This window comes from Pantoea sp. S62, from assembly GCF_016658625.1.
In the GTDB taxonomy this organism is placed as follows: domain Bacteria; phylum Pseudomonadota; class Gammaproteobacteria; order Enterobacterales; family Enterobacteriaceae; genus Pantoea; species Pantoea vagans.
The window spans coordinates 218,529-244,009 of record NZ_JACVVI010000005.1; the positions used below are offsets into that span (position 1 = coordinate 218,529).

A 25,481-nucleotide genomic window follows, 5' to 3' on the forward strand; every position below is an offset into this window, starting at 1 on the left:
GAAGAAAGCATGAGTGATAAAAAAATTGAAATGACCATCGCAGGCAAAGACGTTTCTTTTACGCCGAACGTCACCGCCTATAACAAATATATCAACGAAATCACGATGGGAAATAAAGTTTCCCCGGCGCATAACTTTCTGGTCCGTATTGTAACGCCGGAAACAAAAGACGCGCTGCAGGAATTACTGGCGCTGCCGGGTGCGGCATTACAGATTGTGGGTAAGGTGCTGGAAGAATATACACCTGAGCTGGAAATCACCGTAAAAAACTAAGTGAGCGGGTCCGTAATATTGACGCCAACGGACTCGAACAATATCTGATTTTACGCCGTCGCTGGCTGCCCGGAGAGGATGACAGCGTGGATAACCTTGCCGCCGCGCTGTGGCTTGATAACCGGCACTGGGAAAACCAGCGCATTGCCATAGCAAACGGCATTGCGCTGGCGTTTAAGGGAAGCGAATGAAACAGCTGGAATTTACGTTATCGCTGATCGACAAGGTAACGCGGCCGCTTCGTCAGGCACAGGCAGGCGTCACGGAATTTGCAGACCAGTCCCGCTCAGCGTTTCAGCGCGTTGGTGTTGGCGGCGCGGCGCTGTGGGGCGTGGGTCAGGCCATCAAAGGCGCGCTGGGTCCGGCCATTGAAATGTATGACGCGCTGCAGGAGCAGACCGCGCGCGGCATCGACAGCACAGCGCTGCAGCAGGTTGAAAAGGACGCGAACCTTTTTGCGATGACCTACGGCAAAAGCGCCGTGGAGTTTGTGCAGTCAACGGCCAGCATTAACGCCGCCATAAGCGGCCTGACCGGTGACGAGCTGCCGAAGGTTACCCGGATTGCCAACCTGACCGCCGCTGCGCTGGGTAGTACAGCAGCGGAGTCGGCAGAGTTCATGGGGCAGATGTTCGGCAACTTCCGTGAGGATGCGGAGCGCCTGGGCAACGTGCAGTTTGCGGAGCAGCTTTCGGGGAAAGTGGCGTTTATGCGTCAGCGCTTCGGCGTGGAAATGGGCGCAATTAAAGATTTGATGGAGGGCGCACGCGGCGTCGGCACAAACTACGGCATCGGCCTTAATGAGCAGCTTGCCGTGATGGGGGAGCTGCAACGCACGCTGGGTACAGAGGCGTCCGGTTCGTATGAAGGATTCCTGACCGGTGCTGAGGAAGGCGCGAAAAAGCTGGGCATGAGCTTCAAAAATGAATCCGGAAAGATGCTGTCCATGCCGGAAATCCTGATCAAGCTGCAGGCTAAATACGGCGCGAGTATCACCGGCAACGTGGAGGCGCAGAAGGCGCTGGATGATGCGTTCGGTGACAGTTCAGCGGTGGTCAAACAGCTTTGGGGCAACGTGACCGCACTGCAGCGAAACATCACCGAGCTGGGCGGCAATGACGGGCTTAAGCGCACGCAGGAAATGGCCGCGAAGATGGTTAAGCCGTGGGACCGGTTTATTCAAATTCTGGAAGCCATCCGGCGCGTGATCGGTCTGACGCTGATTCCGGTGATTTATCCGCTACTGAACCGCCTGGCGGATATGGGGCAGACGTTCGCGCGCTGGATGCAGATGTTTCCGAACATCGCGCGCGTGGTCGGATATGTGGCGCTGGCCGTGCTGAGCTTTGCCGGTGCAGGCGCGGTGGCCAATATCGTGATGGGCATGGCCACGTTTGTTATGACCGGGCTGCGCGGCATCGTGATGGGGCTGCTGCTGGTAACGCGCCTTTACACCGGGGCGATCTGGCTAGCTGGGGCAGCGGTTAAGGCTTACGCGATAGTTATGCGAACCCTGCGCGGCGTACTGCTGGCCGTGCGCATGGCATCGGTAATGACCGGTGTGGCCATTAACTTCATGAGCTGGCCGATTTTGCTGATCATTGGCGCAGTTGCATTGCTGGCCGCAGGCTGCTATCTGCTGATCGCGCACTGGGATGCAATCAAAGCCGCCGTGATGAACACCGAAGCCTTTCAGGTTGTATCCGGCGCGGTGGCCGCTGTAGCCGGTGTATTTGGCAAAGCCTGGGCGTTTATCAGCGAAGGCTGGCAGAGTTTCGTGTCGCTGCTGTCCGGTTTTTCCGTGACGCAAACGCTGGGGAATATGGCCAGCGGGATAATGAACCTCTTCGCGAACCTGTGGGACAACATTAAAAAAACCGCGCTGAGTTCACTGAACTGGATTATCAGCAAAATAAATAAAATTCCCGGCGTGGATATTGCGGAATTTGGGGAGCCTGCCGCACCGCCGCCGCGCGTCGAAAATAACCTGACAACCGGCGGCCAGTTAAAAGGTGTTGAGACAGGCGGAATTAATAAAACCATTTCCAGCAGCAGCCGGAGCGTAACGGATAACAGTAAACGCATCGAAAAAGTGGAAATTAATACAGGTGGCGGCATGACGCCGCAGCAGCTAATGGAATGGCAGGAGCTGGCGGGATGAGTGAATTACTGTATATCGATCTTCTGATTGAAAACGGAAACTTTGTTTTAAATACCGGTAAAGAACCGGTCACCTGTAATAACCGAAAAAGTATTCAGCAGGATATTGCACACGCAATCCTTGAATCCGGGCTGCTGACGGAGTTAATCGCGGAGCGCAGCCCGACGATGCGTGCGGATATCCTGACGCGGCTTGAATTACTGATTGAGGACGATGAACGGATTATCCCCGGCACCATTGAGCTGACAGAAGAAAGCCTGTCACGCCTCTGGGTGACGGCCAGCACATACGATTTCGGCGCACTGTCTTACGGGGTGGATATATGACGGACAAACCGCAGGTGGATTTTACGCAGGTAGTAAAAGAAAGCGGGATGCCGGTGACTGAAGCGGAGCTGAAAGCGCGCTTTACGGCTATTGCCGCGCAGGAGGGGCTTATCACCAACACGTCGCGCATGTCGCCGTTCTGGCGACTGGTCACGGCCATTATCACCGCGCCGGTGCTCTGGCTGGCAGACGTCATGATCAATACGGTGCTGGTGAATATGTTCGTGGCCACGGCAGGCGGCCAGATGCTGCGCCTGCTGGCGTGGGCGGTCAACGTCACGGCAAAACCGGCCAGCCGGGCTGAGGGCGTGATCCGGTTCACTAAGGAAAGCGCCGGGGCAGATGTGACCGTGCAGGCCGGTACGCGTATCCAGACTGAGCGCATTAATGGCGTGGTTTACGAGCTGGTGACCGTTGCTGATTTCACCATTCCGGCAGGGGTGGCCAGCGCGCTGATCCCGGTGCGTGCGTCAGATGTGGGGGCCGCCTGGAACCTTGCGCCGGGTTATTACCGCATCCTGCCGGTGGCCGTCACCGGCATCACGCAGGCGGAGAGTGAGGAAGACTGGCTGACCGTGCCGGGCGCAGATGAAGAGAGTGATGACGAGCTGCGCGAGCGCTGCCGCAATCAGTTTAACCTGGTGGGTAACTACCATACAGACGCGGTTTACCGCTCAATGATTGCCGGGGTAGTAGGGCTGAGCATTGATCGGATTTTCTTCCTGCACGATGCGCCGCGCGGGCCGGGAACGGCAAATGCTTATCTTCTGCTGGATTCCGGCGTGCTGTCAGAGCCGTTTATTACGGCGGTGAATGACTACATCAACACACAGGGCCATCACGGCCACGGTGATGATATGCAGTGCTTCGCAATGCCGGAAACCCGGCACGATCTGAGCGTGAAAATGTATCTCAAGAACCTGGACAACGTAACAGCCGAAAATCAGGCGCTGCTGATAAAAAACGCCGGAAACCTGATCCGCAGCGCATTCCGCGAAAACGCTGACTATGACGTTAAAAAGACGTGGCCCTACGCACGCTTTTCATTTTCGAATCTTGGGCGTGAGCTGCACAGGACGTTTCCGGAGGTCGATTCGGTCATCTTTTCGCTGGACGATATCGTCAGTGATCTGAGCGTGCCGCGTCTTAACAGCCTGACAGTGAGCATTGAACATGACTGATTTCGATAAAAAGCTGGCCGGGTTGCGTCTGCCCACGTGGATGCGCAAAGGGGAGCCAGACAAACTTCTGAAAGCCGCGCGCCGATTCTGGGCGCAGGTTTACGGCTGGATTACGTGGCCGGTCAGCCAGTTTGATCCGCTGACCTGTTCTGAACCGCTGCTGAATCTGCTGGCGTATGACCGGGATATTACCCGCTTCAACGGTGAGCCGCTTTCACTGTTCCGCAGGCGCGTAGCGTTTGCGTTTATTAACGCGCGCGATGCCGGGTCCGTGGCAGGGTTTATCAGCATTTTTGAGCGTCTGGGGATTGGCTATGTGGAGCTGGTCGAGCGCCAGCCCGGCATTGACTGGGACGTAATACAGGTGCGGGTTTCAGACAGCCAGATTGCGGACAACGCGCAGCTGCTGCTTCAGATTATCCAGCAATACGGCAGGACGTGCCGCCGCTATCAGTTTGAGGTGATCACCTCGCAGCCATTCGCCATCCGTGCAGGCTGGGACCAGGGTGAATATGTGGTATATCCGGCGCGCATCGCCGGGGCGGACGTGGCCAGCGCGACGTTCAGCGCAGGAATTTAAGGAAAAACTATGTCACAGACAGTTATCACGACAGCATTTGAGCAGTGGAAAGCGCGCCAGGCGGAATCCGGTGAGCCGGTTTTACTGGATGGGTTTATTTTTGCGAACGTGCCGGGCCTCGATCCGGCTAAGCCGGTAGACCGCAGTGAGGGCATCCCGCCAGAGGCACAAATCGTTCACCGGCAGGCGGTCACGCGCAAAGGCGTGGTGAATCAGAATGCGGTGGTGCATTCGGTGGTACTGGGCGCGGACACGGGCGATTTTACGTTTAACTGGATTGGCCTGGTGAACAGCGCAACCGGCACGCTGGCCATGATCGTACATGCCCCGGCACAGCAGAAGCTGAAAACGCGCGAGGGCCAGCAGGGCAACGTTCTGACACGTTCATTCCTGATGGAGTACAGCGGCGCACAGCAGGAAACCGATATCAGTACGCCAGCGGAAACGTGGCAGATTGATTTCACCGCGCGCATGGGGGCGATGGATGAACGTCAGCGGCTGGAAAACACCGATATTTACGGCCCGGCGGCGTTTTTCGGTGACGGCTGGCTGGTCGGCAAAAGCGGCACGCAGTTTTTTGTTTCCCGTGGTGCGGGATACGTGGGCGGCCTGCGCGCCCAGCTGGATGCTGACCAGAATATTACGGTCGGCGTGAAGCCGGTAAAAGTATGGCTGGACGTGTGCTTTACCGGGACGCTGGCCAGCGTCTGGGGCGTGCAGAGCAAAATCACTGTGGCGGCTGATCTTGCTGATTATGAGCTGGACGGTGTTAAGCATTACGTGTCCGCGCTGGCGAGCATTGACGCTGCCGGGAATATCACAGACCTGCGCCCCAAGGGGTCGCTGGATAATCAGCAGGCCAGTGATGCGCTGAGAAAACATGAGCAATCACGCAATCACCCGGATGCGACACTTAAAGAAAAGGGCTTCGTTCAGCTGAGCAGTGCAACAGACAGCGCCAGCGAAACGGCTGCAGCAACGCCTAAAGCGGTAAAAGCGGCAAACGATAATGCCAGTTCGCGACTGAAGGCATCTGAAAATCTTAAAGACCTTGCTGATAAAAACGAAGCGCGAAAGGCTCTTTCACTGGATCAGGTCGGTAACTACAAAGCCGTGCAGGCTAATGGCGGTAAACATTCTTCAGGCGCACACAGTATTTTTATTGACTGGGGCGATGACGGAAAGCTGCACGCGACAGTGGATACAACAGATGTAGGGGCGCTATTTACCACGGCTAACCCGCCGAGTGCGGCACAAACTGGCGCTTATCCTGTCACCGGCGGCACGCTGAATGAGGAAGCCAGCGTTACCGTAATTTCCAATACCAAAAGTGGTAACACGGGACAGGCACTTTATGCGCCTTTGTTTCGATCCTGTCTCAAAAACCGAGGCGGCGACAGGGATTTTAAGGATGGCGCGTCGGCCTGTTTTCGCATGGTTGAAGTTATCGGCAATTATGCGTTTGCAGAGGTTCTGGTGGATGGTTTTGGCGTGGTCCATTCCTTTGCATTCCGCAATGACGGTAGTTTCAGGGCACCGGCCGCGCTTTACGCAGGAGGGGCCATTGTCTCTACCGATGGCAATGTTTACGGCTCTATCTGGGGAGGATGGATTAGCAACTGGATTAACGGCCAACTTGGTAACGTAAATAACACTATCAACGCGGTAAATGGCAGAGCTAATGATGCCTGGAACAAAGCAAATGATGCGCAGCTGAACAGGGTTCAGGATGTTGCTCTGGGTGGTGAGGGCGCATTCCTCATTGTTAAAAACGGCCAGCAACGTGTTCCCGGTGGTTGTGTGATGACCGGCTGGAATTATGAAGGCGATAACCCCGGCGGGGATACGGTGTTTTACCGTCCCATTCAGAAATATGTCCCGTCAATGGGATGGGTAAATGTAGGGCATACGGCATGATGTTAATACTCAAAAATTTCACGCAGTACATTCCGGAATATGCGGATTTAATGATCCCCGCGCTTTATTTTCAGAGTGAGAAAGGTGAGGACTGGTATTTTCACCGTATGCGCTTCAGCGATGACACGCTTAAAGTCTGCTTTGACAGCGACGGCGTGATCCGTTCTTTCGGGTTTGACGCATCGCGCCTTTACCCTGGCGGATATTCCGTTGCTGAAGTCGAAAAAGAAGCGGTTCCCGAAGGTATCTCAATTGATGGTTCATGGATGTTTGACGGTTCCGCAATCGTCCCGCGCACCTACACCCAGGCTGAAAGGGTTGAGCTGGCAGATAAAAAACGCCTGTCACTTATTGCTGATGCGGTTGCAGAAATGTCCCCGCTACTGGATGCGGTAGAGCTGGGCAGAGCAACCGCTGAGCAGTCTGCCCGTCTGACAGCGCTGAAAAATTACCGCCTTGATCTGATTGAGCTTGATGTTTCAGACCCGGATAACATTGTATGGCCGGAGCTGAATGATGTGGCGTGAGGCGCGGCTGGCGCTGACGGATGCAGTGACCGCGCTGAATTGCAGCATGGTCCCGGTGCATCCGTGGATTTACGGGCTGGGACAGCAAACCGATAACGGCGCGTATCTGAGTCCGGTTAACGCCACGGCCTATCTGGCGCAGAAGCTGGCAGGCATCGGCGGAAAGTCTGACGTGGTGATTTTGATGGTGGCCAACCAGACGCATGACAGTTTTATGTCCTCACTGAACCAGCTGACTGAGGTTTTTCCGGCACCGGCGTTTGTGCAGGTAAAGCGGCTGGCGCAGTCAGCCGCCACGCTGGCCACGGAAAAGATGCAGCTGCCTGCAGGTATGAGCGCTGCGCTGCCGCCGTCAGTGCCGCTGTCCGTGCCATCCAGCCGCGCCGCGTTTGCAGCCGCTGCCGTGAAACAGGCACAGAGCGAAGCAGGCGCGGCGGCAGGGCTTGACGGGCTGAAAGCGCAGCTGGCTGCGTTTGGCCAGAAACGTGATGCCATGCTGGCAGACATTGCCGCCGGGCTGGGCGATCTGCAGGGCAAAAGCGCACGGGCATGGGTGTTTACCGGCAGCGGCGACGTGGTGACTACGCTCACGCAGCTGGTGAAAGACATTCCGCAGCCGTCCGCTGTGCATACGGCTGCGGTGATGCTGGTCGGTGACAATCTTGAAGGAATAAGAGGCATGATCCATGAGTACAAACCCGACGCTGGCGCTTAACGGTGAGGGCATCCCGCTTAAAAATATGCGGGTGACCGTTTCAATGGCTTTTCAGGACAAAGACCAGTCCGGGCAGACCAGTTCAACGGCAAAAGCAGAGCAGGGCATCAAGGGAAAAGAGCTGCGGATCAGCGGCGAAATCGGGTTCAGTGATATTGCCCTGCTGAAGCGCATTTTTGAGCTGGCGTCTGCAACTGATGCCAGTGGCCAGCGGCAGAAATACCGCGTGGCGCATGAGGTAGCGCGCGCGGTGAGTTTTCGTGAGGCGACTTTCACCGGCAACGTGGACGCACCGCAGCAGGAAGGAAAAATGTCCTGGCTGATAACGTTCACGCTGACTGAGCATGTCAGCGTTCAGGAAAAGCGTGAAGCGCGCGCAAGCGGTAAAACCACGGCCACGAAACAGACCGGCAGCGCGGGCGGTAAAGGGCAGGCCGCAGGCGAGAGCGAAGAACAAATGACGTGGTTTGAGCGCAAAGTGCTTAAGCCGGTGAACGACGCACTGGAATAGCGATGAAACCTGTAACCCGGCTTTACCTGTCAACTGACGAAGTGCATCTGACGGATGCCGCTCTGGTACTGGAGCTTAACAGCTGTGGCCGTGGCTTTATCACGGCAAAGACCAGCACGGATTACACCGGCAAAATGGTCCGCATTGACACCGGCTACCCTGACCGGCTGCTGCGCTGGTTTACCGGATACGTGGAGCGCTCGCAGCCTTCAGAAACCGGCTATCAGCGCCTTTTCATCCGGGAGCTGTGCGGCGTATTTGATCGCGCCTGGCCGTGCGCCTTCCAGCACCCGACGCTTCGCCAGATTGCCGCCTGGCTGGAAGAACACAGCGGCCTGACTGTCACCGTGCCGCAGGCAGATTACAGCGACAGGCCGATCCCGCATTTCACGCACAGCGGCACGGGATTTCAGCTGCTGGCCAGTCTGGGGCGCGCCTTCGGGGTTGCCGATTACATCTGGTATCAGCTGCCCGATGGCAGCATGTATCTGGGCGGCGCTGAAAAGGCGCTGTTTGCCGGTAAGCCGGTGGATATTCCGCCGGAGTTCAGCCAGTCCACTGCCGGTGGCAATACGATGACCGTACCTGTGATTCAGTCACTTCGTCCGGGCGTAGAGGTGAACGGCCAGCGCGTCACAAAGGTGCAGCTGAACAGCGACACCATGACAATCACCTGGACGCCGCGAAACCGCACAACAGGTCAGCCGCTACAGAAAACACCGGTGCAGCGTCAGGTTGAAAGCCATTACCCGGAGCTGGCCAGCGGCCTGCACCTGCCTAAAATGGCGCGCGTTGTTGCCCCGACAGAGGCGGTTAAAAGCGGAAACTTTGCTGACCCCTTCAGGCCGCGCTATGCCGTCGATCTGCAGCTGCTTGATGCTGACGGCAATCCGGACGGCAGTACGCCGGTTTATCCTGCCGTGCCGTTACCCGTACCGATGGCCGGTAATGATTCCGGTATGTTCCAGTTCCCGCCAGAGGGTACGCTGGTTGAGGTCGGTTTTACCGGCGGACGCCCGGACAAGCCGTTTGTGCGCCAGACGATGCCGGAAGGGACCAGCCTGCCGGACGTTAAGCCGGGAGAACAGCTGCAGCAGCAGCGCGCGGAAGTATCACAGCGGGTAACACAGGCGGGAGACTGGGAGCGCCAGACCGATCAGGCCATCCGTGAAACGTCCATGAGCCGGGAGGTTAAAGCCGATACTGAAAAGCGTGAGCTGGTCAGCAGGGAAACGACTGTGAAAGCAACGGACAGGACCACGGTGATCGGAACGGCGTCACTGATGGCCGGAGCCATTCAGCATGTCACTACCGGCAGTTACAGCGTGGCCGTGCAGCAGAGCCAGCTGATTACAGTGGGCGGTAATGCGGAAACAGACGTCACCGGCAGCGCGGCCATAAAAGTCGGGCAGGCACTGACTGAGAAAATTGGCCAGCTGCGCCAGAGCATTGCCGGGACGCGTCAGGAAATTATCGCGCCGGTGGTGTGGATTGGTTCAGAGAAGATTAACGTTGCCCAGCTGATGCTCGATACCGTGGCACTTGTGCAGCAGCTGGCTGAACAGCTGGCCAGTCATACGCACCCGTCAACCGGTCAGCCCACGAACAGCAGCGTCATCGCACAGAGTGGCCAGCAGGCCGCCGCACTCAGTACGAAGTATTCCCCCGTTATCGGCAAGTAAGACAGCATCCAGACCCGCTATCACAGCGGGTTTTTTATTACCCGTCATCAGAACGCCTCAGACTCACGCTGCGCCACGCGCAGGCGCAACCATCACGCACGATTACCCCTTACAGATCATCCGCAGAGCGTGGCACTGGCTGCGCGTCAGCCCCGGCAAAATAATCGCTGCGCAGACAAAATCGGCGCTACACCGCACCCGCCTGCAGGTTTTGGATCATAAAAATTTTTCAGTTTTATTTTTTTACAAACAGCATGGCCAGAGCGCATGGCTGCTGGCTTGCTACAAGAGTTCGCCAACTGAACAGAATGAAAAGAATTTCAGTGCTTTTCAGTTTTGCGGATCTCGGATGGTTAAAGGGAGATTGCTATCAATATGAAATTAAAGGGAATTGTTGATTTTGGGTCTGTGTTGGGATCTCAATTGGATCTACATCCCCCTGATGCTGCGAAACCACCAAGCCCAGACGGGGCAAGGGTGACGCGAGAATTATTGTTCTTAGTAAAACTGAAATGTATAGCAATCAAATTATAAAAAAAATTCCTCTGTTTTATTTCTAATTGCGCATGACGAGAATGCATGGCAGGCTGCTTTTTGCTCAGGGAAAAAATCTATCTACGAAGCCAGAATCATAAGAAAGTGACTTACATTATTAAGCAAGAAAGAATCGAAGTTAGTTTTTAGCTCTATGGCTGACTGATAGTATGAGGTTTAAATTGTACAATACATACTAATTTAGCGGAGGTATAGAATGGGAAAGAACTTCAGTGATGGCATCAATAAACTTTCTAAAAATCTAAGTAAAATAGCTGAAACAAAGTCCGTTAGTTTCGCAGAGCTCTTTAATAAAGATTTTTTGGCGGCATGCTCATCATTTACTTCTTTGGAGGATATGTTTGAAAAGTCAGGTTTTAAAGTAGAAACGCCGGAAGATTTTAAGGCAATACCTGATGATGAATGGGAATCCTTTATCATAAAAAATACAAGTTACAATAGCTGGGAAGAAATGCAATCTGATGCAGGAAGCAAATACTTCCAAAAGATTCTTCATGAAGGCCTGTCTTGATTTAATATTATAGAAATCAGGCCGCTAATATCGCGGCCTGATTTTTAAATTAATTTACCCTGCATATCTGGTGATAGTCCAAAGTTATATTCACTTAACAGAATCATCACCAGCAATCATTTTTTCTACTATATCATTCGAAGGGTAAGAAATCCCAAGCTCAGTAGTATTAGGATTTGCCCTGTGAGTCTCAACAAAAGAAGTATTATTCCATTTTTTTGATAACTCAATGATACCAACAAAGGCAAGTGGGTCCTGCTTTTGAGATTCTAAAATCATATGGAATCCCCGCCGCTCAATTCCTTTTAAGAAACTTGAGAAGCACTCTCTTAATAATTCATCATCCAAATCCTTAAACTTAATCCCCTGCGCCAAGAATTCGAAATAGTTAAGAATGTACAATAATCCATTGATGGCATCACGATATGTATCCGGTACGCAGATGTTTTTATATTCTTCTTTGTCTGGGTTACAGCGCCACTCAGATAGTTCCTGTGGAACATATCGCATACCGCGATAGAGTTTCGTACTATTGCGAAGTTGTTTTTGATACTCGGGACTAGTCCTAGTATTGATAATCATATTCAGGGTGTGAGAGCGTCTACTATTTGCAGAGGAAGTGATACATTGAATCCACCACCCCATTCCTACGAGCATTCCTGTAACAATTATGGAGAGGGATGTTTGATAGGTAGGAAGGTATCTCAATATGGCATAGCCAATCAAAACAATTGTGTAGCAAATAAAACTGAAGATCGGAAGGAATTCTTTTGTGTCAGGGTATTTTTTATCAATAAAACAAAAGGTGTAAGAAATTACAGCTCCTGCACCTGACATAACGATTAGCCAGTCAAATATTGCAATGCTAAAAGGCAGCACTTGAGGATAGATAAAAGTAAACAAACCTCGTGCAAAAATAAAAATCAATAATGCTGTTGAGGATATAACAACAAGATTTCGGGCCACTTTTTAAGACTCCATAGCAAAAGACCTCCAAAATGGAGGTCTCAGTGTAACTTGAAAGAAAAATATTTGGATGGTTAGCCTTCGCCAAAACCTACTTCAAAAGTCTTCTTCATAATAGCTACTCCTTGGTGGTGGTGTGACTTCTACTACTACCGTCTAAGACTTAGGAACGTCCAAGACCGTATGAATTTTGTCGGGCAAGAATAACAGTGATTGACAACAAGTATCAAGGGAAATTTGTGGAAGAATGCAAGTCGAACATAAAAATAAATCCTTAAATTTCATTGGCTTAATAAGTTGCAAGCTAATTATTTGCAATTTAACGATGGACACGGCTAACAAATTGAATGTAAAGGGTTTATAGCATTTTTTAACATAATTAGCTTATTTATCAACCATAATCTAGGTTTAGTGCAAGGGGAGTAATTTATCAACATCTCACTGCAAATTTCAGGTGATGATCATCCTCTAAAACGGCCCGCTAATGAAAATAGTAAATCAGATAAGTAGTTGATTTTGCGTCGCCATTTCATCGCCACTATCTATAGAATATAATGTAACTTATTGATTTTTTTATTTTAATTTTAAAGGTTAGGTTATTTTGCATTTCTTTACCCTTTTTGCGCATCCAGGCGCGCTACGGCTGCTTAACTAAGGGAGCCAGTTCTTTTGCCATTAACCCGGCGATAAACGGCTGGGCATCAGGATTAGGATGAATGCCATCCTGCTGCATCCACCCGGGCTTCAGATAGACCTGCTCCATGAAAAAGGGCACCAGAGGAATATCATGCTGCTGCGCCAGGCCAGGGTAGATGCCGCTGAACGCTTCGGTGTAGCGGCGGCCATAGTTGGCGGGCAGGCGGATCTGCATCAGCAGCGGCTTTGCATTGGCGGCTTTGACATCGTCGATGACTTTACTCAGATTCTGCGCGATAGCATCAGGCGGAAAACCGCGCAGACCATCGTTACCGCCCAGTTCGATTAACACCCATTGCGGCTGATGCTGTTTTAATAGCGCAGGCAGACGCGCCAGTCCCTGTGCGGCAGTATCGCCGCTGATGCTGGCGTTGACCACTTTCGGTTTTTGCTGCCACTGCTTATCGAGCAGGCTGGGCCAGGCCGCCGTGGCAGACATACGATAGCCTGCACTCAGGCTGTCGCCCAGCACCATCAGGGTATCTGCCGCAGCAAGACGCGACGCCATCAGAAGAATCAATAACAGGAAGGGATAATGCCAGCGGAAAACATTGTTGAAGTTCATCATCTTACTAAGTCCGTCGGTCAGGGAGAGCATCAGTTAACCATCCTCACCGGAGTTGAGTTGGTTGTCAAACCAGCCGAGACCATTGCGCTGATTGGCGAGTCCGGCTCCGGCAAGTCAACCCTGCTGGGCATTCTGGCCGGGCTGGACGATGGCAGCAGCGGCGAAGTTCATCTGCTGGGGCAGCCGCTGCACCAGATGAACGAAGAGCAGCGTGCGGCCCTGCGTGCCCGGCAGGTCGGCTTTGTGTTTCAGTCATTCATGCTGGTGCCGACCCTGAATGCGCAGGAGAACGTCCAGTTGCCATCACTCCTGCGCGGCGACAGCGACCGCCAGAGCCGCGAACAGGCACGGGAACTTTTGACGCTGCTCGGGCTGGGTGAACGTCTGCATCATCTGCCCGCTCAGCTGTCAGGCGGTGAACAGCAGCGTGTCGCGCTGGCCCGCGCCTTCAGTGGTCGTCCGGGTCTGCTGTTTGCAGATGAGCCGACCGGCAACCTCGATCGTAAAACCGGTGATCGCATCGCCGATTTGCTCTTTTCCCTTAATCGCGACTTCGCAACCACGCTGATTCTGGTGACGCATGACGAGCAACTGGCGGCGCGCTGCGATCGTCGTCTGCGGCTGCGCGACGGTAAATTGTGGGAGGAGCAATGATCTGGCGCTGGTTCTGGCGCGAGTGGCGTTCGCCCTCGCTGCTGATTGTCTGGCTGGCCCTGACGCTGGCGGTGGCCTGCGTACTGGCGCTGGGGTCGATCAGCGATCGTATGGAAAAAGGGCTGAATCAGCAGAGCCGTGATTTTATGGCCGGTGACCGCACGCTGCGCAGCACCGATGCTGCGCCCGAAGCCTGGCTGGAAAAGGCGCGGGAAACCGGCCTGACGGTCAGTTCCCAGCTCATCTTTATGACCATGACTTTTGCAGATCAGTCACCGCAGCTCGCCTCCGTCAAAGCGGTGGATGACCGCTACCCGATGTTTGGCACGCTGCAGACGCAGCCGCCGGGGCTGCGGCCCCAGGCAGGCACCGCGCTGGCGGCACCGCGCCTGATGGCGCTGCTGAATCTGAAAGTGGGCGACATGCTGGAAGTGGGAGATACCCAGTTGCGCGTCAGCGGTGAGGTGATTCAGGAGCCGGATGGCGGCTTTAACCCGTTTGAGATGGCACCGCGCCTGCTGATCAATCTGGCGGATGCCGCCAGAACCGGTGCGATTCAGCCTGGCAGTCGCATCACCTGGCGCTATAAATTCTCCGGCAATCCTGAGCAGCTGGCCCGCTATGACCGCTGGATTCAACCACAGCTGAAGGCGGATCAGCGCTGGATCAGCGTAGATAACTCAGAAGATGCGCTGGGCCGTTCGATGCAGCGCGCGCAACAATTCCTGCTGCTCTCGGCCTTACTGACGCTGATGCTGGCGATTGCGGCTGTGGCGGTTGCCATGAGCCACTATTGCCGCAGCCGCTACGATCTGGTGGCGGTGCTGAAAACCCTTGGCGCGACGCAGGGCGCATTGCAGCGTTTGATCATCGGTCAGTGGCTGGCGGTGCTGCTGCTGGCGGCGATTGCCGGAGGTGTGGTGGGGCAGGGCGTGGAAGCGATCCTGATGACGATGCTGAAACCCGTGTTGCCTGCCAGCTTACCGGCGGCCAGCGTCTGGCCGTGGATCTGGGCGGTGGGTTCGCTGTTTGTGATTTCGCTGCTGGTGGGTCTGCGTCCCTATCGTCTGCTGCTGGCAACCCAGCCGCTGCGGGTGCTGCGGCGCGATGCGGTGGCAAATCTCTGGCCGCTGAAATTTTATATTCCGGTAATGATCGTGGTGGTGGTGGCGCTGTTAGCGCTGCTGGTCGGCGGCAGTAAAATGCTCTGGGCGCTGCTGGCGGGTGTGGTGGTGCTGGCGGGATTACTGGCGTTACTCGGCTGGGGAACCCTGCTGCTGCTGCGTCGGCTGGTGGTACGCAATCTGGCACTGCGACTGGCGATCAACCGGCTGCTGCGCCAGCCCGGGATGACGCTGAGCCAGCTCGCGGCCTTTTCGCTGTCGTTTATGCTGCTGGCGCTGCTGCTGGTGATGCGCGGCGATCTGCTGGATCGCTGGCAGCAGCAGTTACCGGCGGATAGCCCGAACTTCTTCCTGCTCAACATGACGGCGGATCAGGTGCCGCAGGTGCGTGATTTCCTGCAAGCGCATCAGATTAAGCCTGAAACCTTCTATCCGATTGCGCGGGTGCGGCTTAGCGAACTCAACGGTAAACCGGCCGATCCGAAACTGGATAATGCCCTTAACCGCGAGCTTAACCTGACGGCGCTGGCCGATCGCCCGGATCACAATCCGCTGGTGGCAGGCAACTGGCCGCCGAAAGCGGGTGAAGTGTCGATGGAAGTGGAGCTGGCGGATCGGCTGGGGCTGAAGCTCGGCGATACCCTGACGTTCGACGGTGATACGCAGACGTTCAGCGCCCGTATTACCAGCCTGCGTAAAGTGGACTGGGAAAGTCTGAAGCCGAACTTCTTCTTTATCTTCCCGCCGGGTGCGCTCGACAGCCAGCCGCAGACCTGGCTCACCAGCTTCCGCATGGAGGCGAATCCTGTTCTGCTGGCGCAGCTGAACCGTGCTTTCCCGGCGCTGAGTCTGCTGGATATCGGCAGCATTATGCAGCAGATCGGTCAGGTACTGACGCAGGTCAGCCGGGCGCTGGAGATCATGGTGGTACTGGTCACTGCCTGCGGTGTGTTGCTGTTGCTGGCGCAGATTCAGGTCGGGATGCGGCAGCGTCGGCAGGAACTGGTGGTCTATCGCACGCTCGGTGCGGGCAAACGCCTGCTGCGCACCACGCTGTGGTGTGAGTTTGCGCTGCTCGGCGTGGTCTCCGGCGTGGCGGCCGCAATGGGAGCAGAAGCGGCGCTGTGGGGATTACAGACTAAGATTTTCGACTTCCCATGGCAGCCTGACTGGACATTATGGCTGGCGTTGCCGTTGTGTGGCGCGCTGCTGTTATCGCTCTGTGGCGGCTGGCTGGGAGTCCGGTTACTGAAAGGGAAAGCGCTGTTCAGGAAGTTTGATGCGGCATAAGGCAGGGCTGAAATAAGGCGGCGCCAGGCCGCCTTTGACCTTTATCGAGACGCACCCGTTACCCGCAATCGGGTAACGGGTTCAGGGAAACTACAGCTTTTCAACGGCCCAGGCGATGCCGCTGGCGTACTCTTCCGGAAGCTGAGGCACCAGCGCATTCAGCGCCGCTTTCAGCCGCTCTGCATTGCTGTCGGTCAGATTGAGGTGGCCCACTTTACGACCCGGACGTACCTCTTTGTCGTACCAGTGCAGATGCACCAGCGGCTGCTGCAGCCAGCTGAGATTCACGTCGGTACCAATCAGATTCACCATTACCGACGGCGCAAACACCACCGGCTGCGGTAAGGCCAGGCCCAGAATGGCGCGCAGATGCAGCTCAAACTGGCTGATCGACGCACCGTTCTGTGTCCAGTGACCACTGTTGTGTACACGCGGTGCGAGCTCATTGATCAGCAGTCCGGCTGGCGTCACAAAACACTCCATCGCCATCACGCCCACGTAATTCAGCGCCTGCATGATCGCGCTCAGCATCGCTTCGGCCTGCTGCTGCTGTGTCTGATCCGCCTGCGGCTGTGCCACGCTGGTGCGCAGAATGCCGTCCTGATGCAGGTTATGCGTCAGCGGATAGAACACCATCGAGCCATCGTGACCGCGCGCGCCGACCAGTGACACTTCACCGGAAAAGTTGATGCCCTGCTCAACGATGCTTTCGCCGTAGCATGCCTCTGGCAGCTGGTCAGTTTCATCAGCACGCAGACGCCACTGACCCCGCCCGTCGTAACCGCCGGTGCGGCTTTTCACAATCGCCAGCTCGCCCAGTGAATCAAACACCGCTGGCCATTCGCTTTTATCCGCCAGCAACTGCCACGGCGCGGTGGCAAGCCCCAGCTGATCCAGCAGCTGTTTCTGCGTCAGGCGATCGGCCAGACGTGGGAAAATATCACGGTTAACAAAAGCTGGATGACTCGCCAGCTCACGCGTCAGCGCCGTTTCCGGCCAGCGTTCAATTTCGGCGGTGATTACGCTGTCAGCGATCGGCAGGGAGGCAGGGTCGGCATCCAGACCTACCGGATAGACCGCGATGCCCAGCGGTTCACCCGCCTGGCGCAGCATACGGCCTAACTGGCCGTTGCCCAGTACGCAGACCGGCTTCATGCATCCACCCGCGGATCGGGATGGTTCAGCACCTCATCGGTCTGGCTCTCACGCCAGGTATTCAGGCGGGATGCCAGCGCACTGTCATGCAGCGCCAGAATCTGCGCCGCCAGCAGGGCGGCATTAGCCGCACCCGCTTTGCCAATCGCCAGCGTACCGACCGGAATACCGCGCGGCATCTGCACAATCGAATAGAGGCTATCGACGCCGCTCAGGGCCGCACTCTGCACCGGCACACCCAGCACCGGCACCAGCGTTTTGGCCGCCAGCATACCCGGCAGATGGGCTGCGCCACCTGCGCCAGCAATAATCACCTGCAAACCGTTACCGGCTGCCGTTTCGGCGAAGCTGAACAGTTTATCCGGGGTGCGGTGCGCAGAGACCACTTCAACATGAAAAGGGACGTCCAGGCTGGTGAGGATTTCAGCGGCGAACTGCATGGTGGCCCAGTCACTTCTGGAACCCATAACAATGGCGATGCGGGCCGGGGCGTTGGATGACATGCGGTCAACTCCTGTGAATAAACAAACAGACCTGGCCGGGCGGACAGGTTTTGAAGGGCACCGAGAATAGCATGACAACGACGCAAGGAAAACGGTTGCGTCGGCCAGATGTCGTGGATTTAACCGGCGATCAGAAGTCGAAATGGATAAGCTGAATGCCGCTGGCGTCGAGCTGAATCATCGAACCACGGCTGTGCCAGGCACCCAGCACCGCGCGTTGCGCCGTTTCACCTTTTAAGCTCAGCGTATGGATTGCCGGGCGATGGGTGTGGCCGTGGATCAGCAGCGGCACCTGCTGGCGCAGCATCGCGGCGGCCACGGCATCCTGATTCACATCCATAATGGTCTGGGATTTGTGCTGGTTGGCCTGTTTGCTGTCGGCGCGCATCCGGGCGGCAATGCGTTTTCGTATCCATAACGGCAGCGCCAGGAACAGTCGCTGAATCCAGGGATTGTGCACTTTGGCACGAAAGCGCAGATAACCCGCATCGTCCGTGCAGAGCGTATCGCCGTGCATGATCAGCAGTCGATGGCCGTAGAGCGTCAGTACCTGTTCTTCCGGCAGCAGCGTCATGCCGCTGGCGCGCGCAAAGCGTCGGCCAATCAGGAAGTCGCGGTTGCCATGAATAAAACAGACGGGAACCGTGAGGGCGCGCAGGGCGCTGGCAATCTGCTGATGCAGCGGATTGGGATCGTCGTCGCCAATCCAGGCTTCAAACAGATCGCCGAGAATATAGAGCGCGTCGCAGTGGGGCGCTTCGCGCTGTAAAAAATGCAGAAAACCGGCGGTAATCGCCGGTTCTTCCTGACACAGATGGAGATCTGCGATAAACAGCGTGCGGGACATTACTCGCTGACGGTCACTTTCTGGATCACGACGTCATCTTTTGGCACATCCTGGTGCATGCCGCTGCGGCCGGTAGAAACGGCTTTGATCTTCTCGACCACGTCCATGCCTTCAACCACTTCTGCAAATACGCAGTAGCCCCAGCCCTGAACGCTTTCGTCACGGAAGTTCAGGAAGTCATTGTCAGCTACGTTGATGAAGAACTGTGCGGTCGCAGAGTGCGGTGCAGAGGTACGTGCCATTGCCAGCGTACCTTTGGTGTTTTTCAGACCGTTGTTCGCTTCGTTCTGGATTTCATCTTTGGTAGCTTTCTGCTTCATGCCCGGCTCGAAGCCACCGCCCTGAATCATAAAGCCGTTGATGACACGGTGGAAAATGGTGTTGTCGTAAAAACCTTCACGGCAGTAATCCAGGAAGTTCTGTACGGTTGCCGGCGCTTTATCATCGAAAGTTTTGATTACGATATCGCCATGGTTCGTCTGGAAAGTTACCATTTTTGTTGTCCTGTAAAGGTTGTGATCAGTTGCCGGGATCGCGCTGTTAACTGGCGTACCCCTTTTAGTCGACCGTTCTTATATCATAATTTCCAATGACGCGTCAGCAGCACGGCGCAGTTGGCTTGCTTTGCGTCGCGCGAGCGATAAAAATACGGCACAATGTCTGGATACTTAAAAAAGCCAACCACACGCAAAAACGGAACCGTTCAATGCTTAAGATTTATAACACCCTGAGTCGACAGAAAGAGGAATTCAAACCCATTCATGCCGGTAAAATCGGGATGTATGTTTGCGGCATCACGGTGTATGACCTCTGTCACATTGGTCATGGGCGGACGTTCGTGGCGTTTGACGTGGTGGCGCGCTACCTGCGTTACCTCGGTTATCAGCTTAACTATGTACGTAACATCACCGACATTGACGACAAAATCATCAAACGCGCCAATGAAAACGGTGAGAGCATCGAAACGCTGACCAACCGTATGATTGGCGAGATGCACAACGACTTCGCCGCGCTGGGGATCCTGCCACCTGATGAGGAACCGCGCGCCACCCGCCACATTGCTGAAATCATTGAGCTGGTGCAGACGCTGATCGCCCGCAATCACGCCTATGTGGCGGACAATGGCGACGTGATGTTTGATGTGCTGAGCGACACCGATTATGGCGCACTGTCGCGTCAGGATCTGGAGCAGCTGCAGGCGGGCGCGCGGGTTGAAGTCGCGGACGTGAAGCGTAATCCGATGGACTTCGTGCTGTGGAAAATGTCTAAAGCGGATGAGCCAGCCTGGTCATCGCCGTGGGGCAACGGTCGTCCTGGCTGGCATATCGAGTGCTCGGCGATGAACTGCAAACAGCTGGGCACCCATTTCGACATCCACGGCGGCGGTTCGGACCTGATGTTCCCGCACCATGAAAACGAAATCGCCCAGTCGAGCTGCGCCCATGACGGTCCTTACGTTAACTACTGGATGCACTCCGGCATGGTGATGGTTGACCGCGAGAAGATGTCTAAATCGCTCGGCAACTTCTTCACCGTGCGTGACGTGCTGCAACATTATGATGCGGAGACAGTGCGTTACTTTCTGATGTCCGGTCACTATCGCAGCCAGCTTAACTACGGCGAAGATAACCTGAACCAGGCGCGTGCGGCGCTGGAGCGTCTTTATACCGCACTGCGTCACACCGACAGCAGCGTTAAAGCGCACGGCGGCGAAGCGTTTGAAGCGCGTTTCCGCAGCGCAATGGACGATGATTTCAACACCCCGGAAGCCTACTCGGTGCTGTTCGATATGGCGCGTGAAGTTAACCGCCTGAAAAGCGAAGATGGCGCTTCAGCACATGGGCTGGCGTCGAAGCTGCGTGAGATGGCTAACGTGCTGGGCATCCTGCAGCAGGATCCTGAGCTGTTCCTGCAAAGCGGCGCGCAGGTGAATGACGAAGAGGTTGCCGAGATCGAACATTGGGTGAAAGCCCGTGCCGATGCGCGTGCCGCCAAAGCCTGGGCGGAAGCGGACATCGCACGCGACAAGCTTAACGCGCTGGGGGTCATCGTCGAGGATGGGCCACAAGGCTCCAGCTGGCGTCGAAAATAAACCGGAGAGGGCGAGCAATCGCCCTTTTTTATTATGGCGATTGAACAGATTCAGATCCGCGGCTTCCGCTCAATACGTAACCTGACGCTGTCACTGCAGCAGCTGAATGTGGTGAGCGGTCCCAACGGCTGCGGTAAATCTAACCTCTACAAAGCGGTGCGACTGCTGCACGAAGCGGTCTCCGGTCGTCTGGCGCTGGCACTGGCTGACGAAGGCGGCATTCAGAAAACGATGTGGGCGGGTGGCTTGCGCCGGGGCGATCGCCGACACGATCCAAAGCGTCTGGAGCTGGCCGTGGTGATGGATGATATGGATTACCAGCTGGAGATTGGCTTTCCCGAGCCGCTGTCGACCAGCCTGTTCAATCTTGATCCGCTGGTGAAGCAGGAGCGGCTCTGGCTCAGCGGCCAGCGTCGTCGCCCTTCTGCCTGCATCATGCAGCGCGAAAATCAGACTGCTTTTCTGCACAACGTTGAAGGGGATCGCGTCGCTTATCCGGCGGTGCTGCATCCTGAAGAGTCGCTGTTTGGTCAGCTGGGTGAACCCCATCTCTACCCGGAGCTGTCGCAGTTACGCGAGCGGCTGCAGCAGTGGCGCTTCTACCATGAGTTCGCCGTCTGGCCTGGCTCACCGATACGTGCGCCACAGATTGGGGTGCGTGCGCCGGTGCTGAGCCATGATGGCAGCAATCTGGCAGCAGCCTGGGCAACCATCGTGGAGCGTGGTCATTCAGAACTGTTGTCTGAGGTGATGACGCAGGCGTTTCCCGACAGCCAGTTTGACGTCGACGTGCAGAACGGTCGCTTTCAGATGCTGATGTCCCGCCACGGCATTCTGCGTCCGCTGGAGAGCGCGGAGTTTTCAGACGGCACGCTGCGGTTTCTCTGTCTGGTTGTGGCGCTGCTCAGCCCGCGCCCACCCGCCTTTATGGCACTGAATGAGCCGGAAAACAGTTTGCATGAAGATCTGTTGCCTGCGCTGGCGCGTTTAATCGCCGAAGCCAGTCAGTACAGCCAGCTCTGGATCACCAGCCATTCACCCCGGCTTGCAACGCTGATTGCGCAGCATACGGCGGTGAATCATATTGCACTGGAACAGCGGGAAGGGGAGACGTGTGTCGCGGGGGATGAACTGCTGTGACAGCGTCCCCGCAGGGACGCCCGGGAATTACTCGACGACAGTGATGCGAAAACCGGCAAATTCCACGGTCTGACCGGCAACGATCTTGCAACGCTTACGGGTCTCTACCGCGCCGTTGACCTTCACTTCACCCTCGGCAATCACGACTTTCGCCTGTGCGCCGCTCTGAACCCAGCCTTCCAGCTTCAGCAGGTCACACAGATCGACATGCGGGAATTTACCCAGTGAAAAACTTGCCATTTAAACGTCCTCTTTATCGTGAAACTCTTCGCACGCTTGCAGCGTATTTTGAATCAGTGTTGCGACTGTCATCGGTCCGACACCGCCCGGTACCGGGGTAATGTAAGAAGCGCGCTCTGATGCGCTGTCAAAATCAACGTCGCCCACTACTTTGCCGCTGTCCAGACGGTTAATGCCCACGTCGATAACGATGGCACCGGGTTTAATCCAGTCGCCCGGAATAAAGCCTGGCTTGCCCACCGCAACGACCAGCAGATCGGCATGCTCAACGTGATGGCGCAGATCTTTGGTAAAGCGATGGGTCACGGTAGTGGTGCAGCCCGCGAGCAGTAGCTCCATGCTCATCGGACGACCCACAATGTTGGACGCCCCGACCACCACAGCGTTCAGGCCGTAGGTGTCGATGTTGTAGCGCTCCAGCAGCGTCACGATACCGCGCGGCGTGCAGGGACGCAGGGTTGGCGCACGCTGGCACAGGCGGCCAACGTTATAAGGGTGGAAGCCATCAACATCTTTATCCGGCGTGATGCGCTCCAGCACCTTCACATTATCGATGCCCGCTGGCAGCGGCAGCTGCACCAGGATGCCATCGATTTCGTTGTCCTGATTGAGCTTATCGATCAGCTCCAGCAGCTCAGCTTCGCGGGTGGTGGCAGGCAGATCGTAAGAGCGGGAGTGGAAACCGACCTCTTCACAGGCGCGGCGTTTGCTGGCCACATAGATCTGCGATGCCGGGTTTTCACCCACCAGAACCACGGCCAGACCTGGCGCACGTTTTCCGGCGGCCAGGCGCTGCTTCACTTTTTCCGCAACCTCAACGCGCACCTGCTGCGCAATCGTTTTACCGTCAATAATTTTTGCTGCCATCAGAGAGGAAATCCACTGTGTTGTGTTGAATCGGGGAAGGGGCTATTTTGTCAGAAGCGCGGCGCGCTGTCAGTCACAGTTTCAGCCGCGTATGCGCTTTCTGGCTTTTTCGTCGCGACGAGTGCCTGCCTGCATGCGTATGATATCTGCAGGACAATCCGGGGACGATGTAATGATTTGGATAATGCTTGCTACTCTGGCGGTGGTGTTTGTCGCTGGATTTCAGCTGCTCACCGCTGGCCCACGCCACGCCGCTCAGCGGCTCAGCAAACGGCTGCAGCTGCCACCGGTACAGGTGGAATCAATGCTCTCTATGATGGGTAAAGAGGCGGCGAAAGAGTTTACCGACTATCTCAGCAGCGATAATGAAACGCACCTGCATAACGGCGCAGCGGTACTGCTGATCTGGCAGGTGTTGATTGTTGACGGCAGCGAGGAGAACAGCCAGCGCTGGCATGCCATTCTCAGTCGTGCCGGTTTTCCACCGCTTATCAGCCGCCAGCAGTTGCTGCTCGCGCTGGGCTTTCTGCGCCAGCTGGAGCCGGACAGCCAGGAGCTGCACGCACTTCGTGAGCAATACAATGCGCGTTTCACATCACAAGGGATTGAGCTGGAAGGAGAATTTACCGGCACCAGCAAACTCATGTCGCTCAGCGAATGGCGCAGGCGTCACTGACGCCAATTGGTTATTACCGCAGCACTTCGCTGCGGTGAAACGGCAAAAACGTTGACGTACCCGCTTCCCGACGTATAATCCGTGCCATCTCCATGCGCCCTTAGCTCAGTTGGATAGAGCACCGGCCTTCTAAGCCGTAGGTCACAGGTTCGAATCCTGTAGGGCGTACCAAATTCTCTTCTGCATTGCATCCCGAGACTCACTTTTGCTTAACTCTCAGAAGCATACCTCAACGTTTTACTCTTATTCTTCTCCACGAAATTAATTGTCATCAGTACTTTCATGGCGTTTTGAACAGGTCTTTGATTTTTCGAGGCTTATAATGTGCTTGTTGTTTATCCTGCTGTTTATATTGAGCGCTATTATATTTTGCGCTTTAGGATTTCAGCTTGATGTTCAGGCAGAGCCTGCAAAAGTGAGGAAACATTGATACCAGAGCAAGCCAGTTGGTTAGCATGCGCCGGGTTCACTGTGCTATATTTCGCACGTATCGCAACGTCATTCAGGATGAATCAGATGAACGAATTTGAGCAAGAACTTTATGATAACGGCTTCTCTGCTAAAGACATTGGTAAGCTCAAAAGCATTATTAAAAAAGACGAGTCAAAAAAAGATACACTCCAAAGCCTCGTGATTGATCTGAGTAAACGCTTCTGGGGCGGAGTCATCGCCCTTGTTATTTTGATCCTGATTGGATTGGATGGCATTTTCAATGCGGATGCTTCAAATGCCATTCCATATATTATTGTCCTGACGTTTGCATTCCTTGTAGTCTATTTTGTTACCCCTCTGAACCTGGCCTGGAAAGCAAACCGGTTTATTAAAAAAACCAGAGGTTAGTTTTGTACGGGGCTATTTTTCATTTGATAAAGGTTCAAACCTATTCCAGCCCCATTATAGACTGCTCCAGCGCCTTTTAACGCGAGCGCAGGCTTACTCGTAACCTGAACTTTGCGGTAATAGTCAGTTGGCAGATATTTGTACAGTCTCCAGGCCTCTGGCTTTAAAGTCAGCTTGAAAATGCCATAGTATGATGTTGTCAAATCAACTACCTGATAGGTTAATAATCCGAGGCGCTTATCAAAGCCAAGAAAATCTGCAACATCTTCATATTTGTCTCTTATTGGATTTGATGGATGAGCCACACCGCTGAGTTTCCCTATGCTCTCAATCCCTGATCCCACTCCATTCATCACCAGAGTTGAACCCGCTACAACACCTAAAACATTACCCGTAGTTACAGAACCTACAATCAGACCGACTCCTGCCACAATCTGTAAGCCACTCAACACCACTCCAATACCATTGATTACATACCCAATGACCTTTTCGTGGTCATGATAAAACTGCACTGAAGACGATATAACAGCTTCACCCGTTCTGAGCATTCTGTCCTGAATCCTGAGATGCTGGCTTTCCTGCTTCAGATTCTGAATGCACTCCTGACACTGCTCGTCAGAATTCGAAGTACGAATCGTATGGATCTGTAGACGAGCGAACTCGCGCACCTCATCCTGAAATTTTAGTCTTACAAGCGCATCCTTAAGATGAAATTGAGAAAGTGAAATGGCTGTGTTAACTAAATGATTAGATTCAAGGTTTGCCATCGTCAGAAAGTAGTTTGAGAGTCTTTTCGTGTCCCAGTAGTTGTCCATAACAGTGCCTCTGTAAAAATTCGGTCTGAGTAAACGTGATTTTCAGATCCTAAAATAGCTGGAGTTGCA

General features: G+C 54.9%; 26 protein-coding genes and 1 tRNA gene. 18 read left to right on the forward strand and 9 right to left on the reverse strand.

Annotation, left to right across the window (positions count from 1 at the left end; genetic code table 11):
- Positions 1-9 precede the first annotated feature (9 nt).
- The 11 genes from IBT54_RS10190 to IBT54_RS10240 all read left to right on the forward strand — a co-directional run bounded on the left by IBT54_RS10190 (position 10) and on the right by IBT54_RS10240 (position 10,939).
- Positions 10-273 (forward strand): putative phage tail assembly chaperone, encoded by a 264-nt coding sequence (locus IBT54_RS10190; RefSeq protein WP_187494300.1) that lies wholly within the window; start codon positions 10-12, stop codon positions 271-273.
- 187 nt (positions 274-460) lie between these two features.
- Entirely contained in the window at positions 461-2,434 is a 1,974-nt protein-coding gene (locus IBT54_RS10195) for a phage tail tape measure protein (RefSeq protein ID WP_201252113.1), read from the forward strand.
- Positions 2,431-2,760 carry a DUF2590 family protein gene (locus IBT54_RS10200; RefSeq protein WP_187494302.1) on the forward strand — a complete coding sequence of 110 codons (330 nt, stop codon included), beginning with the start codon at positions 2,431-2,433 and terminating at the stop codon, positions 2,758-2,760. The genes IBT54_RS10195 and IBT54_RS10200 overlap by 4 nt, the downstream gene beginning before the upstream one ends.
- Positions 2,757-3,941 (forward strand): baseplate J/gp47 family protein, encoded by a 1,185-nt coding sequence (locus IBT54_RS10205; protein ID WP_201252114.1) that lies wholly within the window; start codon positions 2,757-2,759, stop codon positions 3,939-3,941. The genes IBT54_RS10200 and IBT54_RS10205 overlap by 4 nt, the downstream gene beginning before the upstream one ends.
- On the forward strand, positions 3,934-4,521 hold the full coding sequence (locus IBT54_RS10210; RefSeq protein ID WP_187494304.1) for a phage tail protein: 588 nt from the start codon (positions 3,934-3,936) through the stop codon (positions 4,519-4,521). The genes IBT54_RS10205 and IBT54_RS10210 overlap by 8 nt, the downstream gene beginning before the upstream one ends.
- 9 nt (positions 4,522-4,530) lie before the next feature.
- Positions 4,531-6,438, forward strand: coding sequence for a phage tail protein (locus tag IBT54_RS10215; protein ID WP_201252115.1), 1,908 nt, complete (start codon positions 4,531-4,533; stop codon positions 6,436-6,438).
- The gene (locus tag IBT54_RS10220; RefSeq protein WP_201252116.1) at positions 6,435-6,965 is read left to right on the forward strand and encodes a tail fiber assembly protein; all 531 of its coding nucleotides are present in this window, start codon (positions 6,435-6,437) and stop codon (positions 6,963-6,965) included. The genes IBT54_RS10215 and IBT54_RS10220 overlap by 4 nt, the downstream gene beginning before the upstream one ends.
- On the forward strand, positions 6,955-7,680 hold the full coding sequence (locus IBT54_RS10225) for a hypothetical protein (protein WP_201252145.1): 726 nt from the start codon (positions 6,955-6,957) through the stop codon (positions 7,678-7,680). The genes IBT54_RS10220 and IBT54_RS10225 overlap by 11 nt, the downstream gene beginning before the upstream one ends.
- Positions 7,652-8,191 carry a hypothetical protein gene (locus IBT54_RS10230; RefSeq protein ID WP_187494307.1) on the forward strand — a complete coding sequence of 180 codons (540 nt, stop codon included), beginning with the start codon at positions 7,652-7,654 and terminating at the stop codon, positions 8,189-8,191. Before IBT54_RS10225 ends, IBT54_RS10230 begins: the two co-directional genes overlap by 29 nt.
- 2 nt (positions 8,192-8,193) lie before the next feature.
- The gene (locus tag IBT54_RS10235) at positions 8,194-9,873 is read left to right on the forward strand and encodes a hypothetical protein (RefSeq protein ID WP_201252117.1); all 1,680 of its coding nucleotides are present in this window, start codon (positions 8,194-8,196) and stop codon (positions 9,871-9,873) included.
- Positions 9,874-10,624: 751 nt separating this feature from the next.
- Entirely contained in the window at positions 10,625-10,939 is a 315-nt protein-coding gene (locus IBT54_RS10240) for a hypothetical protein (RefSeq protein WP_201252118.1), read from the forward strand.
- A gap of 90 nt (positions 10,940-11,029) precedes the next feature.
- Here IBT54_RS10240 and IBT54_RS10245 read toward each other — a convergent pair whose 3' ends face one another.
- Positions 11,030-11,905 carry a DUF4760 domain-containing protein gene (locus tag IBT54_RS10245; protein WP_201252119.1) on the reverse strand — a complete coding sequence of 292 codons (876 nt, stop codon included), beginning with the start codon at positions 11,903-11,905 and terminating at the stop codon, positions 11,030-11,032.
- A 637-nt stretch (positions 11,906-12,542) separates the two neighbouring features.
- Entirely contained in the window at positions 12,543-13,169 is a 627-nt protein-coding gene (gene tesA, locus IBT54_RS10250; protein ID WP_187266175.1) for a multifunctional acyl-CoA thioesterase I/protease I/lysophospholipase L1, read from the reverse strand.
- On the opposite strand from tesA, the gene ybbA reads away from it, so the two are divergent.
- Both ybbA and ybbP read left to right on the forward strand, forming a co-directional pair.
- On the forward strand, positions 13,137-13,823 hold the full coding sequence (ybbA, locus tag IBT54_RS10255; protein WP_010259059.1) for a putative ABC transporter ATP-binding protein YbbA: 687 nt from the start codon (positions 13,137-13,139) through the stop codon (positions 13,821-13,823). The two genes, tesA and ybbA, sit on opposite strands and share 33 nt — an antisense overlap.
- Positions 13,820-16,237, forward strand: coding sequence for a putative ABC transporter permease subunit YbbP (ybbP, locus tag IBT54_RS10260; protein WP_201252120.1), 2,418 nt, complete (start codon positions 13,820-13,822; stop codon positions 16,235-16,237). The genes ybbA and ybbP overlap by 4 nt, the downstream gene beginning before the upstream one ends.
- A 90-nt stretch (positions 16,238-16,327) precedes the next feature.
- On the opposite strand, the gene purK is transcribed toward ybbP, so the two are convergent.
- The 4 genes from purK to ppiB all read right to left on the reverse strand — a co-directional run bounded on the left by purK (position 16,328) and on the right by ppiB (position 19,236).
- Positions 16,328-17,392: a 5-(carboxyamino)imidazole ribonucleotide synthase gene (gene purK, locus IBT54_RS10265; protein ID WP_201252121.1), complete on the reverse strand. Its 1,065-nt coding sequence runs from the start codon at positions 17,390-17,392 to the stop codon at positions 16,328-16,330.
- On the reverse strand, positions 17,389-17,895 hold the full coding sequence (gene purE / locus IBT54_RS10270; protein ID WP_195857270.1) for a 5-(carboxyamino)imidazole ribonucleotide mutase: 507 nt from the start codon (positions 17,893-17,895) through the stop codon (positions 17,389-17,391). The genes purK and purE overlap by 4 nt, the downstream gene beginning before the upstream one ends.
- Before the next feature lie 130 nt (positions 17,896-18,025).
- Positions 18,026-18,742 (reverse strand): UDP-2,3-diacylglucosamine diphosphatase, encoded by a 717-nt coding sequence (lpxH, locus tag IBT54_RS10275; RefSeq protein ID WP_201252122.1) that lies wholly within the window; start codon positions 18,740-18,742, stop codon positions 18,026-18,028.
- The gene (gene ppiB / locus IBT54_RS10280) at positions 18,742-19,236 is read right to left on the reverse strand and encodes a peptidylprolyl isomerase B (RefSeq protein ID WP_013357047.1); all 495 of its coding nucleotides are present in this window, start codon (positions 19,234-19,236) and stop codon (positions 18,742-18,744) included. Before ppiB ends, lpxH begins: the two co-directional genes overlap by 1 nt.
- Positions 19,237-19,448: 212 nt before the next feature.
- On the opposite strand from ppiB, the gene cysS reads away from it, so the two are divergent.
- Both cysS and IBT54_RS10290 read left to right on the forward strand, forming a co-directional pair.
- Positions 19,449-20,834 (forward strand): cysteine--tRNA ligase, encoded by a 1,386-nt coding sequence (gene cysS / locus IBT54_RS10285; protein ID WP_041456690.1) that lies wholly within the window; start codon positions 19,449-19,451, stop codon positions 20,832-20,834.
- A gap of 33 nt (positions 20,835-20,867) precedes the next feature.
- Positions 20,868-21,974 (forward strand): AAA family ATPase, encoded by a 1,107-nt coding sequence (locus IBT54_RS10290; RefSeq protein ID WP_201252123.1) that lies wholly within the window; start codon positions 20,868-20,870, stop codon positions 21,972-21,974.
- Between the two features lie 27 nt (positions 21,975-22,001).
- Here the strand turns inward: IBT54_RS10290 and ybcJ are convergent, their stop codons facing one another.
- Entirely contained in the window at positions 22,002-22,214 is a 213-nt protein-coding gene (gene ybcJ, locus IBT54_RS10295) for a ribosome-associated protein YbcJ (protein WP_013357050.1), read from the reverse strand.
- Positions 22,215-23,081: a bifunctional methylenetetrahydrofolate dehydrogenase/methenyltetrahydrofolate cyclohydrolase FolD gene (gene folD, locus IBT54_RS10300; protein WP_013357051.1), complete on the reverse strand. Its 867-nt coding sequence runs from the start codon at positions 23,079-23,081 to the stop codon at positions 22,215-22,217.
- A 172-nt stretch (positions 23,082-23,253) separates the two neighbouring features.
- On the opposite strand from folD, the gene IBT54_RS10305 reads away from it, so the two are divergent.
- The 3 genes from IBT54_RS10305 to IBT54_RS10315 all read left to right on the forward strand — a co-directional run bounded on the left by IBT54_RS10305 (position 23,254) and on the right by IBT54_RS10315 (position 24,597).
- On the forward strand, positions 23,254-23,757 hold the full coding sequence (locus tag IBT54_RS10305; protein WP_201252124.1) for a DUF1198 family protein: 504 nt from the start codon (positions 23,254-23,256) through the stop codon (positions 23,755-23,757).
- Between the two features lie 94 nt (positions 23,758-23,851).
- Positions 23,852-23,928: transfer RNA gene (locus IBT54_RS10310), tRNA-Arg, on the forward strand.
- 345 nt (positions 23,929-24,273) lie between these two features.
- Entirely contained in the window at positions 24,274-24,597 is a 324-nt protein-coding gene (locus IBT54_RS10315) for a hypothetical protein (protein WP_201252125.1), read from the forward strand.
- On the opposite strand, the gene IBT54_RS10320 is transcribed toward IBT54_RS10315, so the two are convergent.
- Complete coding sequence (locus tag IBT54_RS10320; protein ID WP_201252126.1) at positions 24,594-25,412, reverse strand: DUF4225 domain-containing protein; 819 nt, start codon at positions 25,410-25,412, stop codon at positions 24,594-24,596. The two genes, IBT54_RS10315 and IBT54_RS10320, sit on opposite strands and share 4 nt — an antisense overlap.
- Positions 25,413-25,481 lie beyond the last annotated feature (69 nt).